Source organism: Pedobacter ginsengiterrae (genome assembly GCF_039537385.1).
GTDB lineage: Bacteria > Bacteroidota > Bacteroidia > Sphingobacteriales > Sphingobacteriaceae > Pedobacter > Pedobacter ginsengiterrae.
Window position 1 is genome coordinate 35,920 of sequence record NZ_BAABAK010000005.1, and the last position, 16,741, is coordinate 52,660.

General features: G+C 34.9%; 12 protein-coding genes. 3 read left to right on the plus strand and 9 right to left on the minus strand.

The genetic code is table 11. From position 1 onward, the window contains the following. Positions 1 to 24: 24 nt before the first annotated feature. Complete coding sequence (locus tag ABD692_RS06720; protein ID WP_344765941.1) at positions 25 to 3,177, plus strand: peptidase MA family metallohydrolase; 3,153 nt, start codon at positions 25 to 27, stop codon at positions 3,175 to 3,177. Between the two features lie 104 nt (positions 3,178 to 3,281). Here ABD692_RS06720 and ABD692_RS06725 read toward each other — a convergent pair whose 3' ends face one another. Beyond that, a complete protein-coding gene (locus ABD692_RS06725) occupies positions 3,282 to 3,632 on the minus strand; it encodes a GIY-YIG nuclease family protein (RefSeq protein WP_316760591.1) in 351 nt (116 codons plus the stop codon). Between the two features lie 133 nt (positions 3,633 to 3,765). On the opposite strand from ABD692_RS06725, the gene ABD692_RS06730 reads away from it, so the two are divergent. Together ABD692_RS06730 and ABD692_RS06735 are read left to right on the plus strand one after the other, a co-directional pair. After that, positions 3,766 to 4,542 carry an XRE family transcriptional regulator gene (locus tag ABD692_RS06730; RefSeq protein WP_316760594.1) on the plus strand — a complete coding sequence of 259 codons (777 nt, stop codon included), beginning with the start codon at positions 3,766 to 3,768 and terminating at the stop codon, positions 4,540 to 4,542. Positions 4,543 to 4,622: 80 nt separating this feature from the next. Further along, a complete protein-coding gene (locus ABD692_RS06735; RefSeq protein ID WP_344765942.1) occupies positions 4,623 to 5,072 on the plus strand; it encodes a hypothetical protein in 450 nt (149 codons plus the stop codon). Positions 5,073 to 5,199: 127 nt separating this feature from the next. Here ABD692_RS06735 and ABD692_RS06740 read toward each other — a convergent pair whose 3' ends face one another. The 8 genes from ABD692_RS06740 to ABD692_RS06775 all read right to left on the minus strand — a co-directional run bounded on the left by ABD692_RS06740 (position 5,200) and on the right by ABD692_RS06775 (position 16,726). Further along, the gene (locus tag ABD692_RS06740; protein ID WP_344765943.1) at positions 5,200 to 5,892 is read right to left on the minus strand and encodes a GDSL-type esterase/lipase family protein; all 693 of its coding nucleotides are present in this window, start codon (positions 5,890 to 5,892) and stop codon (positions 5,200 to 5,202) included. Between the two features lie 38 nt (positions 5,893 to 5,930). Then, positions 5,931 to 6,830, minus strand: a complete 900-nt coding sequence (locus ABD692_RS06745; protein ID WP_344765944.1) for a glycerophosphodiester phosphodiesterase family protein — start codon at positions 6,828 to 6,830, stop codon at positions 5,931 to 5,933. A 22-nt stretch (positions 6,831 to 6,852) separates the two neighbouring features. Next, positions 6,853 to 8,265, minus strand: coding sequence for a calcineurin-like phosphoesterase C-terminal domain-containing protein (locus ABD692_RS06750; protein ID WP_344765945.1), 1,413 nt, complete (start codon positions 8,263 to 8,265; stop codon positions 6,853 to 6,855). 64 nt (positions 8,266 to 8,329) lie between these two features. After that, the gene (locus ABD692_RS06755) at positions 8,330 to 9,835 is read right to left on the minus strand and encodes a DUF5689 domain-containing protein (protein WP_344765946.1); all 1,506 of its coding nucleotides are present in this window, start codon (positions 9,833 to 9,835) and stop codon (positions 8,330 to 8,332) included. An 18-nt stretch (positions 9,836 to 9,853) separates the two neighbouring features. Beyond that, positions 9,854 to 11,425, minus strand: a complete 1,572-nt coding sequence (locus tag ABD692_RS06760; RefSeq protein ID WP_344765947.1) for a SusD/RagB family nutrient-binding outer membrane lipoprotein — start codon at positions 11,423 to 11,425, stop codon at positions 9,854 to 9,856. A 10-nt stretch (positions 11,426 to 11,435) separates the two neighbouring features. After that, entirely contained in the window at positions 11,436 to 14,918 is a 3,483-nt protein-coding gene (locus ABD692_RS06765) for a SusC/RagA family TonB-linked outer membrane protein (protein WP_344765948.1), read from the minus strand. A 126-nt stretch (positions 14,919 to 15,044) separates the two neighbouring features. Further along, on the minus strand, positions 15,045 to 16,043 hold the full coding sequence (locus ABD692_RS06770) for a FecR family protein (RefSeq protein WP_344765949.1): 999 nt from the start codon (positions 16,041 to 16,043) through the stop codon (positions 15,045 to 15,047). 107 nt (positions 16,044 to 16,150) lie between these two features. Beyond that, positions 16,151 to 16,726, minus strand: coding sequence for an RNA polymerase sigma factor (locus tag ABD692_RS06775; RefSeq protein WP_344765950.1), 576 nt, complete (start codon positions 16,724 to 16,726; stop codon positions 16,151 to 16,153). Positions 16,727 to 16,741 lie beyond the last annotated feature (15 nt).

Consider the following 16,741-nt stretch of genomic DNA (forward strand, 5'->3'; position numbering starts at 1 on the left):
ACTGCATACCACTAAACCAACTGTATGAAAATAAGCTCTACAACCTTAAAGCAATTTATACCTGCTTTGCTTTTAACCATACTTTCTTTTTCTGTACAGGCGCAATTCTTTGGCCAAAACAAGGTTAGATACAAAAACCTGGATTTTAAAGTGTTACAAACACCACATTTCGAAATTTACTATTATTTGAAAAATGAAAGTTTACTAAAGAAATTTTCTCAAGATGCAGAAACCTGGTACAAAATGCATCAAGAAGTTTTCAGGGATACGTTCATGAAGAAAAACCCAATTATTCTTTATAACAATCATCCTGATTTTCAACAAACTACAGCACTTAATGGCGAAATTGGTGTAGGTACAGGCGGTGTTACTGAAGCATTAAAAAACAGGGTAATAATGCCTGTAATGGAATTAAATAGCCAAACAAGGCATGTGCTTGGTCATGAGCTAGTTCACGCATTTCAATACCATATCTTACTCGAAAAAGATTCTATTAGCTTAGAAAATGTTGGCCAAACACCTTTATGGATGGTTGAAGGTATGGCCGAATATCTATCTATTGGAAAACGTGATGCATTTACCTCAATGTGGATGCGTGATGCAATGCTTAATAGAGATATTCCATCTTTAAAAGATTTAACCAATTCAAATAAATACTTTCCTTATCGTTACGGGCAAGCTTTTTGGACATACATTGGCTCTCAATATGGCGATACTACAATTGTTCCACTATTTAAGAACACGGCTAAATACGGTTACGAAAACGCCATAAGGTATACTTTTGGCTATGATGATAAAACACTATCTGGCTTATGGAAAAACGCCATCGATGCACACTATAAGCCGATGCTAAAAGCCGATAGTTCGCAAATAAAAATTACGGGGAGTAAAATTATAGATAATAAAAATGCAGGAAATATGAACGTTGCTCCTGCCCTTAGTCCTGATGGAAAATATGTTGCATTCTTATCTGAAAAAGATTTGTTTGGAATTGATTTATTCCTGGCAGATGCCAAAACGGGTAAAATTTTAAGAAAACTTACCAGTCAAATTTCTAATGGCCATATTGATGATTTTAATTTTATAGAATCGGCTGGAGCCTGGTCGCCCGATAGCAAACAATTTGCATTTAGTATTTTCAGTAAGGGTAAAAACCAAATGATGATCATTAATGTAGATAATGGCTCTACAGTATCTCAAAATGCAATGGGCGATGTTTCACAATTTGGTAACTTAACCTGGTCGCCAAATGGAAAAGACATTGCATTTTCGGGTATGGTTGAAGGTCAAAGTGATATTTTTTCTTATAATTTAGACACTAAACAGGTTACACAAATTACAAACGATGTTTATTCAGATTATGCTCCAAACTATTCGCCTGATGGCAAAAAAATAGTTTTCTCTTCAGATAGAGGTGCAATTCAGAATAACAATATTGCAGCTGTGCATCCAATTAACCTGGCCATTTTCGATATTTCTACCAAAACTCTTAGCAACATTGATGTTTTTCCAGGTGCCAATAATCTAAATGCTCAATTCTCGTCAGATAGTAAAAGTGTTTATTTTTTATCCAATAGAGATGGTTTTAGAAATTTATATAAATACAGTTTCGACGATAATGCAGTAGATCAATTAACAGATTATTTTACTGGAATTAGTGGTATAACCGAATTTTCTCCAGCCATTTCTATATCAAAAACTAATGATATTGTTTACAGCTACTATCGTTACCAACGTTATACGCTTTATAACGCCAATTTAAGTAGCTTCAAACCGAAAAGAATAAATAACAACGAAGAGAATTTTGACGCCGCCATATTACCGCCGATGGAGAATATTGGTGTAAACATTATTAATTCTAATCTAACAAACTTCGATAGATTTGAAAAAATAGTAGCCGATTCTATGAAAACGGTTCCTTATAAACCTAAATTCAAATTAGATTATTTGGCAAATAGTGGAATTGGTGTTTCAACAAGCAGATTTGGAACGGGTGCTCAAGGTGGTATTATTGGAATGTTTAGCGATATTTTAGGAACCAATCAAATTGTAGCGAACTTATCTGTTAATGGAGAGATTTATGATTTCGGTGGATTAGTTGGTTATATCAACCAAAAAAGCAGAATAAATTGGGGTGCTGCTGTATCTCACATACCTTACGTTTCAGGCTTCAGTTCTTATGGTTTTGAAAAACTTCCTGGCGCAAACAACACGACTACAGATGTTATAAATTACCGTACAGATATTATTAGAACGTTTGAAGATCAGGTACAATTATTTGGTTCTTATCCATTTAGTAAACTACACAGATTCGAATTAGGTGGTGCCTTTTCTCGTTACACATACCGTGTAGATCGTTATAGCAATTATTACAGTACTGATGGATATTATGTAGGCTCTGATAGAAGCAAAGTTTCAAACGAGCAAGCCAGCATAGATTATGGCGTACCATTTAACTCATTCACTTTGTATCAATTAAACGCATCTTTTGTTGGTGATAACTCAATCTTTGGTTTAACAAGTCCACTCGATGGTTTTAGATACCGAGTTGGTGGCGAATTATATTTCGGAACTTATAAATTTAGTGGTGTTACTGCCGATTTACGTAAATATTGGAGGTTAAAACCAATAACTATAGCAGCAAGATCATACAATATGTTCCGTATTGGTAATGATGCTGATAGGCTTTATCCAATGTATTTAGGTTACCCCTACTTAATAAGAGGATATGAAGCCAATTCAATTTATAAAAATAATACCTCTACTTTGGGTAACAGCTTTGACATAAATCAACTAAGCGGAAGTAAATTAGCTGTTTTCAATTTTGAAGTTCGTTTACCTTTTACTGGACCGAAAAAATTAACTGCTATACCATCTAAATTCTTATTTACAGATTTAAACTTATTCTTTGATGCGGGTGTTGCCTGGACAAATAATACAAAAGTTGCTTTTAAAAGTGAGCCAACCTACACAACAACACCTATCCTAGACTCAAGCGGAAATGTTGTAGGTTCATATGAAGATACTAATGAAAGAATACCTGTAATGAGTGTTGGTATATCTTTAAGAGTAAATGTATTTGGCTATTTTGTTTTGGAGCCCTATTATGCTATACCTTTCCAACGTAAAGATGTTAAAACTGGTGTTTTCGGATTAACCTTCGCACCAGGTTGGTAGAAAATAATTTTTGAATTAGTGAATATCTAGAATCTTCAAAAGAAAACAATTTACTTGAAGAATCTGGTTATTCATTAACTCAATTATCGAAACTCATTAGTTGTTTAAGATAAGCTATTGAAAGAAAGCTTTACCTGATTGGTAATATTTCTATGCATAAGAATATTTTCAAAATCAAGGCCAATAGTTAAATCAATCCAATCGGGATTACAAGATCTTACTAAACGTTCTTTTTGCATACGGGTAAATCTACTGATCAATTTAAAACGAGACAAAGCCTGAGCCTCGGTTTTAAATTCTTCGAAATATACAAGGCGGGTTAATTGCTGTCCGTTATCAAAAAATAAGTTGGGCATCTGCTTGTAAAAATCTAATGTTTTAATCAAATCAGAACTCATGCCAACATGCATACTGGTGCGATTTCTGTCGGTAACGATGTAAACGAACTTTTTCATAATAACGTGTTTAAAAATTAAAACTAAACTATTTAGTATACCCTCTTGCAAATCAAAATAATATTACTAACTTTATGAGCATAAAATTACTAACTATTTTAGTAATTCCAAATTTATTTTAAAATTTATTTTTATGTCGAATATTTCAAATAATTTAAAGTACCTAAGGAAGAAAAAAGGCCATACACAGCAGGGATTCGCTGATATTATGGAAATTAAAAGATCACTTATAGGTGCCTATGAAGAAGACAGGGCTGAACCAAAATATGAATTACTAAAAAAAATAGCTGAATATTTTGAGTTAACCATCGATGAATTCATCAATGAAAAAATTTCTGATAGCTGGAAGCCAAAACCGAAAAGCCAGGGTTCTAATTTAAGAGTACTCAGTATTTCGGTTGATGCGAACGACAGGGAAAATATCGAGCTGGTTCCAGTTAAGGCAAGTGCTGGTTATTTGAACGGCTTTTCTGATCCTCAGTATATAAGTGATCTTCCAAAGTTCCAGCTGCCAATTGCTGCACTTCGTCAGGGAACTTTTCGTGCTTTCGAAATTATGGGTGATAGTATGTTACCTGTTCAACCTGGAAGTGTAATTATTGGTGAATACTTAGATAACTGGAATGAGGTTAAAACTGGTGAAACTTATATCATTATTAGTAAAAATGAAGGTGTAGTTTACAAACGTGCAGGCAATCGGTTCAGAGAAAATAAAGAGTTAAAATTAGTTTCGGATAACAAAGTTTATGATGCTTACACAATTGCCGCCGATGATATTCTTGAAATTTGGAGAGCAAAGGCATATATATCTACTTCGTTGCCAGAACCTGCACCAGACCCAACGATGGAAACCTTAACTCAAATGATGGCTCAAATGCAAAAATCAATTTCGCAACTTAACAAGAATTAACATATTTTAACAAGTACAAATTAAACCGAAAGACATTTTTACTATCTATTAGTTAAAACACACATAAATAACTAATACACATGAAAAAATTGATTTTAACAATAGCCGTTGCAGTAATGGGTTTTACTGCAGTGTTTGCTCAAGATTCGACTAGAAGAGTAAGAAGAGAAATGCCTAAGTTAACTGCAGAACAAAGAGCAGAAAAAGCAACAGGGATGATGGATAAAAAACTAAGCTTAACCGCCGATCAAAAGAAAAAGGTTTATGCAATAGAATTGGATAGAGCTAAAAAGGTAGATGCTTACCGCAGCGAAGACAAATCTGCAATGAAGGGGAAAATGAAAGAAAGAAAAGCAGATATGGATAAAAGCAAAGCAGATCTTGAAGGCGTTTTAAATGCAGATCAAAAAACAAAACTAGAAGCTTTTAGATCTGAAGCTAAAGAAAAAGCAGGAAAAATGAGAAGAGGTATGGGAAAAGGGAAAAGAGATAAAGCGCCTGTAGTTTCAAATCCACCAGCTCAAGGTTAATCTTTAAAGAAATTATTTGAAATATTTAAAAGCGTTCTACTTAGTAGAACGCTTTTTTTGTTTCTTAGGGATTAAAATTTTAGCTGGCCTTCCCTCCTAATTTTTTTCGATTGAAGTTTATATTATACTATCTTAAATAGTCGTTTGCATTAAGATATTCAGCCCAAACTTTGTAACCTTCTGGAACAAGATGCAAGCCATCTTTAGTCAACTCGGCTCTCAATCTTTTATTATCATCTACAAAAACAGGATATAAATCCACAATTGTTACATTTTTTGCTTCGAGTTTTCTGATCTCATCATTTAACCAAAGAATGTGATTATCCTTACCGTAATGATTCTTAAACTTTTCAAAAGAACTATTTACAGGCAAAAGTGTGCTGAAATAAATATGCGTTTTTTTCGATTCTTTTCTGATTCGCTGAATCATTGTTTTATAATTATGCAGAATCACACTATCAGGAATCTTTCTCGATATATCATTTATGCCAATCAAAATAAAAACTTTAGCGGGCTTTCTATCGATAACTTCTTGCAATCTTTCTAAAATACCAAAAGTAATATCGCCCGAAATACCACGATTTTTTGCCTGAGGAAGATTTAAAAGCATAGCCCAATCAGTGCCAGCAGTTATACTATTACCTAAGAATATGAAATCTTTCTTCGATTTGGGTTCTTCTTTAAATTTAGTTACCTGTTCTGCATATTTTCCTGGGCGATAAGTGCTATCCCATTTAACAACCTGAGCTGTTGCATAATTAGAGCTTTGTACAATAAATAAAGAAACTGCCAGTAACGATTTGTAAAAGAAAGATTTCATATCGATTAAATTGATTAGGAATAGTGCAATTTCTTAAATTATTTGGATTGAACCAAGATATTTGGATAATCTGAAATAATTCCATCAACACCTAGAGCTTTCAATGCAGCTATATCTTCAGCTTTGTTGGCCGTCCAAGGAATAACTTTTACTCCATCTGCGTGTGCTTTCTTAACTAAATCTTCGTTTACCATTTGCCAAACTGGACTTAAAATAAATGGTTTGTAACCTAAATCTGCAATATTTTCTTCGTAAGTTTTTTTATTAGCCACCAAAAATGATGTTCTAACATTTGGATATTTTTCGTGAATAAGCTGAATGGTTCGTTTATCGAAAGATTGAATAACAACATAAGGCGCAATTCCCTTTTTCTGAATAACATCCATCAATAATTTCACAAAAACGGCAGGTTCTGGGTTTGTAATTCCATCTCCAGCTACACTGCATTTTGTTTCAATATTATAAAAAACCTGCTTCCTTTTATTAGTTTTGATGTCCTTTTGTACCGCATCAATCAAATCTTCCAATAAAGGAATTTGCGATTTAATTTTTTGTTGTTCAGGAAAGCCAACCAATGCTTTCGAGCCTAAATCGTATTGCTTTAAATCGCTATAGTTCATCCCAAAAACTGGATATTTCTTCGCATCAGCGTCGGGAATATCTTGCCCATCAGGTGTACGCATAAAACCAGGGCTTAAATAATCATCATGGGTAACCACAACTTTACCATCCTTTGTAATATGCGTATCCATTTCCAGTGTTGTAATGCCGTCAATTTTCAATACGTTTTGCATAGCCACAATTGTATTTTCGGGCCACAAACCACGGCCGCCACGATGTGCTTCGGCACTAAAAGCAGGAAATTTTGCCTCTTGTGCGTTTACCTGTACCGTAATTGCCCCGAAAACAATAAGTAATAAGGATTTCGAAATTTTCATAATTTTCTTTTCTTTAGATATATTAAGCTTTAAAGTTTGCCTCGTATTTTTCGCCAAATCTATCTGTTGCAACCACTTTAACTACTTTTACTGAAGGTTCAAAATGCGCTACAAATAAATGATCGGTTTTACTTGGCTCAGGAAACGTTCTTCCTTTCGGCAAGGTATCACCCTTATATAAACTTACTGATAAGGGATCGTAACCTTTTTGCTGTTCTAAAAGCCCCATTGATTTTCCATCAAGAAAATATTCTACTTTCCACTTTGGATCCCAGTTCCAAACATTGGCAATTAAACGCTTTTGGTTAGTTAAATCATCTACATAAATATGAATTTGCTCTTTTTTATCTAAACCTGTAGGTTGATAAAACCATTTTAATTCAGTCCCGTTCACCTCGTAAACGCCATAACCTCTTGGTGTCCCATCTTCGCAAATTGGGCCAGTCCACCATGCCCCACAAACCGCACCATGATTATGCTCGAAAATGTTATCGGTAATTACATTTCTGTTGTAATGCGTATGGCCAGACATAATGTGTACATTGGTAAAACCCTGTAAAACAGCGTAAAAATCGGCATTATTTTTTACCGCATTATGAACTGGAATATGCAGATTGATAATCAATAAAGCATCTTTCGAAACAAATTTCAAATCTTTTGCCAACCAATCTAATTGCTGCTGACTGATATATCCATCGTAATTTCTTTCTGTACCCAAGTAACGAACATCATCTAAAACCACATAGTGAGCTTTTCCCCTGTTAAATGAATAATAAGTTGGCCCATAATGTTCTTGAAAAGTTTTGTCAGATGTTTCATCGCCACCCATTCTATAATCCATATCGTGATTTCCTAATGCCTGAAAAAATGGAATCCCCATTTTAGTTACAGCTGCATTGTAATCAACAAATAGCTCATGATTATCCCAAACAATATCTCCCACCGTAATGCCATGAACTGGAATTTTCGGATCCATAGATTTAATGATTTTGATGGTATCTGGCACAGAAGTTTCCATCATCTGCTCAACATCCTTTTTATTTTTTACTTGCGGATCAGCCCAAATGATAAAATTATGCTTATCGTCTTTTTGTTTTAATGGCTTAAGATCAAAATTTAATTTACCAGCAGTATCTGGTTTATAATAATGACGTGCTATATTACTTTCTGATTTAAATTCGTATCCTGATGGTGTACTAATCCACACAAAACGGGCAAGCTCGTGTAGTTTAATTTCGTACTTACCATTTTTATCTGTTTGAATAACATTATAGCCATCAGAAATGACTACACCTGCAACTGCTTTTCCTTTGCTGGTTACGACTCCACTTACCAACCCATCAACAGAAAATAAAGATGATGGAAATGATTTTAAACTAATGAATAATGCAGAGGTTAATAAACTTGATTTCTGTATAAATGATCTTCTGTTCATTTGATGTTTTTTAGTTAAAATAAACAAACCATCGTTTAATTGATGGTTTGTTTGAGTTAATATATTAGTTTGTAATTGTAGTGAAACCTGTTGTTTGCTCTATTATTGATAATGGCGATGTGGTTGTTAATTCGATATTGGTTGCTGTTCTACCTGTACTCCAAATACCTGTCGAAGCATTATAAACACCCCCTAACATGGTAAAATTACTTGTTGTAGGGAAACCGAATTTATTCGTATTTGTACCTGCGCCATAAAACGCTACAGTTTTTCTATTTTGAATAGTACTATATTTATCAGTATTTGTAATTCTATAGCCTGCCTCTGGCGGACCAGCAGCATATATTGCACCATTACCACCATACATAATTACATCTAAAGGAATGGAATTTCCCGTTACCGTAAGTCCTTCAAACACAGCTACCCCAGCAACGTTACCGCTGTTAGCCAATAAATTTGCTGTTGCAGTTCCAAAATCATCACCATCTAAAGTAGAGTATTGTTTACTCGCAATCCAAACTCCAGAACTGATATCTGTTGAACCACTTCCCCAAATTACTTTGTTTCCGCCAACGTAGCAAAACTGACCTTTTTTAACAGTACCAGTCTTAATTGTAAACTTGTAAGTTCTTACACCACCCATTGCCCAGCCTGTTGCAGGTGCAACTAAAATACCTGCATTATTACTCGTAACAATAGAGAAAGGAGTTGCAGCAAAATCGATATCTCTTGTTGCTTTAAACTGAATATATTCATTATTTGCATCAGAACCTGTTGGATCGGTTAAATAACCAGTAATGATTAATGCGGATGGCTTAATCTCTGGCAACGCAAAAATATCAGTTGCTGTTCTTGGCCAAAGCTGAACACCCGTTGCCGTTTGAAATACAACTCCTGTGTAATCTGCAAATGGTGTAGCCTCCTGCTTTGCAAAGCTAGAGGAAACTTCTGTATGAATAATTCCAGTTCCAAAACCATCATTTATTGTTTTGTTACCAGAATAAGTATCACCCGAAAGAGGTTCTGGAGACATCTTACCCTTACTAATCGTGATTAACGTGCTCTCATAAAAACCTGGTCTGCTCGTTAACATTCCTGTATTTACAGCTCTTAAAATTATTGATCGTCCAGCCGCCTTTTTCTCGATACCTGCTGCTGTAACACCTTCAATTTGTAAAGTTCCATTAACTCTTTTAAGTGTAGATCCTGTAATTCTTACATGAACAGAATCACCAGGAATATATTTTGCGGCCTCGGTACCTACATTGAAAGCAATACCTCTTAGCGAATCGATACCATTACCCGCAATACGACTATTTTGTACAAGAAGTAAACCTGTTGGAATATTACCCCCTGCTTGATTTGATACAACGATTCCCTTAATAAAATTTGCACCACCTAAGTTTTCATCGCTTAGCAGTAAATCAGATCCTTTAAAAAGTTTACGCAAATCGAAATTTGAAATATATGGACTAACTGTAATGCCAATATAATCGCTATCACGTTTACATCCCATCCAGGTACCACAGATTACAACTATGGCAACGATATAAAATATTATCTTTTTCATATTATTTTTTTGATATGATTAAGGTTTTTGCCACCAAACAAGTGTGTTAATATCATCTGCACCTTGCGAAGCAACTGCATTTTTATAACTTGTTGGATTGGTTGATTGAGTAACTAATGGATAATTTAATCTTGCGGGCATTTTGCCACCGTTTGCCAGTCCAGTTCCTTTCGGAATAAACGGGTGACCTGTTCTACGATATTCGAACCATTGCTGAAAATCGACTAAAAACATGGCATAATATTTCTGCAAGTGAATAAGCTGCATTTTACTAACCGAATTATTTGCAGAATTATCCAAAGGAAGATTGTTATTCCAGCCAATATCAGCGTTGTTTATGTAAGCCTCTAGTGCTGGATCTGATGCTGTGGTAAAAATTGTGGGCAACCAATAGTTGATTGCATCTGCAATACCTTTTCTGTAGTACGATTCTCCTGTACCTGTTATCCAACCTTTAGCTGCAGCTTCGGCTAAAATAAAATCTACTTCAGCACAATTCATAACTATTCCCGTATAACGGTCGGTTTGCAAAGTGGTTGGATTGTTGGTAGTTGCATCAGAATAAAAGTAAGATTGTTTTATTGCTGATGTACCCGTATCATATCCGCTAGGAACGCCAATTAATCCTCCAGGACCTGCAGCAATACCAAATCTATTAACGCCATTTACACCAAATGCCCCATCTATACGTGGATCTTTCCAAAAACCTAAACTGCTAATAAAAAAATCTGTTATTGCAGGTGTTCTAAAATCCACAGCCCTAACATTTATCATAAATGGAGATGAGTAAACAGAAGTACTACTATTTGTTCCGTTCCATAATATTTTTGCGGTATGGCTATTGTTTTCCATAATAGGATAATTAGCCTTATTACCATCAGCAATTTCTTTTATTTTAGCAATTACCTGAGCACTAACATCAGCTTTGCTAGATACACGAAGTAACAAACGCAAATACAAAGAGTTACCCAATCTACGCCACTTACTTACATCGCCCTGGTAAATAGGATCACTGCTTGCCACTATCGATGTGCCTTCAGTTAATAATTTATTTGCTTCTTCCAATTTTGTAAACAAATCCAGATAGATATCTTTTTGCTTGTCAAAAACAGGTTCGTAATTACCTGCTTTCCCTTGGTTAGCCTGCGAATAAGGAACATCACCATAAACATCTGTTAATAACTGAAAAACCCAGGCCTGGGTAATTAATGATATGCCTTTATAAGATGAATTTAAAGATTCAGGCTTACTGGCGATTGTGTAGATGTCGCGTAAATTGGTTAATTCTGGATACCAGATATTCCAGGTATAATCTGCCCAGTTACGTCTAACATCGTACCTGAACACTTTACCTTCAGCATCGCTTATATCTACAGTAACCTGCATTAACTCGTTATTGAAGTTACGATTGCGCACCATATTGGCAGATAAAACATTTACCAAAGCTGGTGCTAAAAGTTGGCTTGCGCTAACTGATGATTTACCGATTGGATCGGTATTTACCTCGTTAAAATCTTTTTTACAGGAGAAAGCAGATAAGCTAACAATTCCTAATAATATATAATTGGTTATTTTATTAATCGTTTTCATATTATTTCTTTTATAAGCCCACAACTAAACGCACGCCATAAGTTCTCGTTGATGGCAATTGACCAGTTTCAAAACCTTGAACAATATCAGTTCCTGATAAAGTTCCAAACTCAGGATCGAATGCTGGCCAAGGCGACCAGATAAATAAATTACGACCATAAGCGCCGATAGTTAATTTGGTAAAGCCAATTCTTTTCAGAAATGCTGGTCCGAAAGCAAAAGTTACATTCGCTTCTCTGAACTTTAAATAATCTGTTCTGAAAACGCTTCCCTCCGCTTGGTCTGAACCATAAAGTGAAGTGTAGAAGCTCTCTAGATTAGTTGCGACAACATCATTAGGGCGATAAGTACCATTTATGTTTTGAATTACTCCATCACCGATAACGCCATTATATCGTCCTGGCAAAGTAAGATTAAGCTTGCCCAAAGCAGCCATTCTTGAAAAGGTTAACGAATGCGCTACGGCTCCCAGTTGCGCATCGAATAATCCATTTACACTGAAACGACCATAAGTAAGTGTTGAGCCAAAACTAAATCTGAATTTTGGCATTGTGTTACCTAAATAAACTAAACCTGTTCCCGTTTTTGCATTACCTGTAGTTGCATCATAAACAATTTGTCCATCAGGCGAACGCAAATAGCCATTTCCATACAGATCACCCATGCTGCCGCCAACATTAGCCACAATTTGTCCGCCACCTAAGGCGCCTGTTCTCAATACAACAGAACTATCGGCCAGTTCAGTAATTTTATTTCGGTTTGCGCTAAATGTTCCTGTAAGCTCCCATTTAAACTTACCAGCTTGTATTGGTGTTCCGTTAACAGCTAGCTCGATACCTTTATTCTCTACTTTACCCACATTAAATACAGCTACATTATAACCCGTTGCTCGATCTACAATACGGTTAAGAATTTGATTTTTCGTATTTCCCATATAGGCTGCGAAATCAAAATTTAAACGATTCTTAAATAAACGCAACTCTGTACCAACTTCAATAGTTGTGGTTTTAAGCGGTTTTAAATTCGGATTTGGCAGTACATTCGGATTAGTCATTGCGCTATCTGGATAAATACCATTTGAAGCAAGACTGTAATTATATGCAGTGCGATAAGGTGTTGTACCCCCACTACCAACCTGAGAAATTGAAGCCCTTAATTTGAAGAAACTAATTTGTTCGGGCATTTTCCATAAATCCGATGGAATAAAAGATACACTTGCCGAAGGGTAGAAAAAGCCAACATTATCTGTCCTAAAGGGTGTAGCCAATGTACTGCTCCAATCCTGACGGCCTGTTAAATCTAGATACAAATAATTTTTAAAACTGAATGAGATCGCTGCGTAAAAGCTATTAATTCTGTAACGGGCTGTATCTGGTACCGAAACTAAAGGACTGGCATTATTGGTCAATCTATAATCGCCAGGAATAACTAAACCATCAGCACGAAGTTCTGATTTATTGTATTGATTACGCATTTGACTACCACCAACATTCGCATTCATTCTTAAAGATTCGGTAATTTTTTTATAGTATTTTAATAAGAAATCAGCATTAACTTCGTATGAGTTAATATCTTGAACTCGGTAAGAACCTTGTGCAAATTTATTACCCGCTGCATCCCATGGGCGTTGTGTTTCACGAATATCATGGTTGTAATCAATCGAACCACGAACAAGTAAACTTAGTTCATCCGTAAATTTATAATTTGCCTGTATGTTACTTAAAACACCGTTTCTACGTTGCTTATTTAAATACTGCTCAGAAATTGCATAAGGACTTTCGGGGTTTGTAGTTGTAATGTTTACAAACTGAACGCCTTCTTTTCCTGCTGCCCAATAATCGCGATACCAATCTGTATTTACGTTGGGTTGTGCAAACATAAACCAATACATTAACGATTGATTTCCGTAACCTGTAGCTGGTAAATTATCGCTATGCCTGTTATTATACGCAGCTTTAAAATTTATATTTAATTTTTTAGTTACCTCGGCATTTGCCGAAAAAGATGCAGAAGTACGTTCTAAGCCTGTATTTGGTACAATCCACGAATTATCTCCATGGCTAGCCGAAAAACGCATTCCAACTTTTTTATATGTTCCATCTAAACTAACTGAGTTTGATGATTCGAAACCTGTTTTAAAAAATGCATCAATAGGATTTTGATAAGCTACCCAAGGTGCTCTTGATGTTCCTCTTGTTTTGGTTATCGGATCATATTGATAAAAGCTTGTACCTTGATTAAAAGGTGCCCCCCAACTTGCGCTGGTTGCATTTGTACTTGCGCCATCTTCTGTAGCACCGTAAGAAAAATAGGAAACACCGAATTGCCCTTGTCCGTACTGATTTTGAATATCAGGACTTCTACTTACTTGTTCCCAAGTACTGTTAGAAGTAAAAGTAATATTAAGTTTTTTACTGTTTTTACTTCCAGATTTTGTCGTAATAATAATGGCACCGTTTGCACCACGCTGACCATAAAGTGCAGCAGCACCTGGGCCTTTTAGTACCGTAACGTTCTCAATATCATCTGGATTTAAATCGTTCAAGGCTGAACCAAAATCGGGAGGCATAATATCACCAGAAGTACCATAAACACCACCAGATGAAGCAGCTGTACGACGTGCAGAACTACTTGCTACAACTCCATCAATTACAATCAGGGCTTCATTATCGCCTGTTAAATTATTCTCACCACGTAATATAATTTTGTTCGAAGCTGCAGGCCCACCATTACGAACAAGATTTAATCCCGCTACTTTACCAGATAATGCATCTGTCCAGTTACTGGCAACTGCATTTGTAAAAGCGCTACTATCTACCTGCGTTACTGCATAACCTAAAGCCTTTTCTTCACGTTTTATACCTAAAGCAGTAACAACAACTTCATTCAATGAATTATCTAGAGGTTTAAGTTGAAAATTCAACTTAGTTGTTATACCATTATTTACTTTTACACTTTGAACCTTCGATCTTTCATAAGCAATATAACTCGCTTCAACGGTATAAATTCCTGGAGCAACAACTAATGAAAAATTACCATCATTATCCGTTTGCGTAGTTCTATTCAATTCCAGCACTTTTACTGTAACTGCAGGTAAAGTTTGATTGTTCTCGTCTAAAACCTTACCACTTAAAATACCCGTTGCTGTATTTTTCGCTACAATTAAAAAGCTTCCATTACCGCTGGCCTTAAAGCTAAACGGCAAGTCTTTTAACAATAATGTCAGAACTTCGTTAACTGTACGCAAACTCCTAGACACATATACTTTTTTTTGATCGTTAAGCTGTGTATTGTTATAATTGATTGTGTTTCCGCTAAGTTTTTCTAATTCGTTGAAAGCTTTTATTAAAGTTATTCCGTTTGCTTCGAACAGAATCTTCTTATCAGCTTGTGCATTTACATTTTGCAATTGCAATATTATTATGGCTATTAAGACCAAAAGTTTTAAGGAGTACTGATGGATATTCCTTATCCACCGCGTATTATTTTTCATATCTTTACTAAGTTTTACTTTGTCTTTTTAAATAAGTTTAACAGGTTTTGTAGGCTTGAAATGTGTCCAGCATTTCGAGCCTTTTAATTAGTTAGTTTTACTTCATATCTACTTTTTTAAGTTTCTTTAATAAATGATTACTTTTTTTTCATAAATTTTATATTTCGAGTTCGATAACTGAGTAACTACATCAAGAATTTGCCTAACCGAAGATTTATCAAACTTTGCAGTTAGCTTAATATCTTTTAGCGATGCTCTTTCAAGCACAATATCTACATCGTATTCTCTTTCAATCATTTGAATTATTTCTGAAAGTGGCTTATCATAAAAAACCATTTTGTACACTCTCCAGGAATCTATCTCAGTCGCATCAACATTTTTCTTGGTCATCACCAAATCATCAGTAGAAATGTTTAATTGTTCATTAGGATATAAAAATTGAACATGCTTTTCCTTCCCATTTTTAACAACTACCCCAACTTTACCTGTTTGTACGGTAATCGATAAATTTTTAGAAGATTTGTATGAATTTATATTAAATGAAGTACCCAGAACTGTGGTGCTAACTTTACCTGTATAAACGATAAACGGTTGATTTTTGCGGTGCTGAACATCAAAAAAAGCCTCACCTTCTAAATAAACTATTCTCTTTTTTGTATCGAAATTTTGTGCGTATTTAATTTTGCTATCGCCATTAAGGTAAATATTTGAACCATCTGGCATGGTTACCAATCGTTTTTGGCCTTTAGGATTATAAATTTCGTTGTAAACAATTTCTTCATTTAAATCACGCTTTTGAAAATTGATATATAATAAAGAGATTGAAGAAATTATAACTATTGCAGCAACTATTTTAAGCCAAAACAGCTTAATCGTTTTTTTCTCGGGAAAAATGGTTTCGTTTTGATTTTTTGAAATATGTTGCTGGATAGTTGTCCAGCTCTTTTGCTGTTGTTGTGTATTTTTAAAAAAATGATCAGCTGCTTCATAGGTTTTTAGCACTTCCCTAAAAGTATGTTGGTTTTCATCGCTAATATCTACCCAAGTCATTAAATCGTTAAGATCTTCATTGCTGATGTCCTTATTAATGTAGTTTTCTATTAATGTATAATAATGTTGCTCCATTTAGTAATACTGTTCTGATGCTAAGACAGTATTACACCACATCTCTACGTAGCGCAAAAAGTTAAGTTATTATTAAGAAAATATTAACGGCTAAACAAAAAAGAAATTTAGATTTTCGATCGATTATCTCTACTAGAAATAAGAGTACGTAGATTTTTAACTGCTTGATAAAGCAAAGTTTCTACTGTTCTAACCGTAATACCTAAAATTTCTGAGATATTTGTTTTTTCCAGAAGATCAACCCTACTCATTAATAGAACTTCTCTTTGCCTTTCAGGTAATTTGTGAATTAAATCGATAATCTCTTTGTAAGATTCACGACTGCTTAGCAATTCGTGTGGATTTAAATGTCCGTCTAAAAGCAACAAACTTTCGTCGTGATCACTTAAGCTTGAGGTGGTTAATTTTGCTCGCTGAATTTCATTTAATGCAGCATTTCTTGCGGATACAAATAAATATTTTTTAATAGACTTCACTTCTAGTGATAAGCGTTTATCCCATAATTTAATAAACAAGTCTGCAATCAACTCCTCAGCCTTATTATAATCTTTTAAGTAAATAGATGTAAACTTACAAAGAGGCGAGTAATAACGATTAAAAATCATTTCAAGCGCAGCCCCATCTTGTTGTTTTAACAAAGCCACTAAATCTTCATCACTTTTAGCTAAATATGCACCCTTCATTTGTGCGCTAAAGTA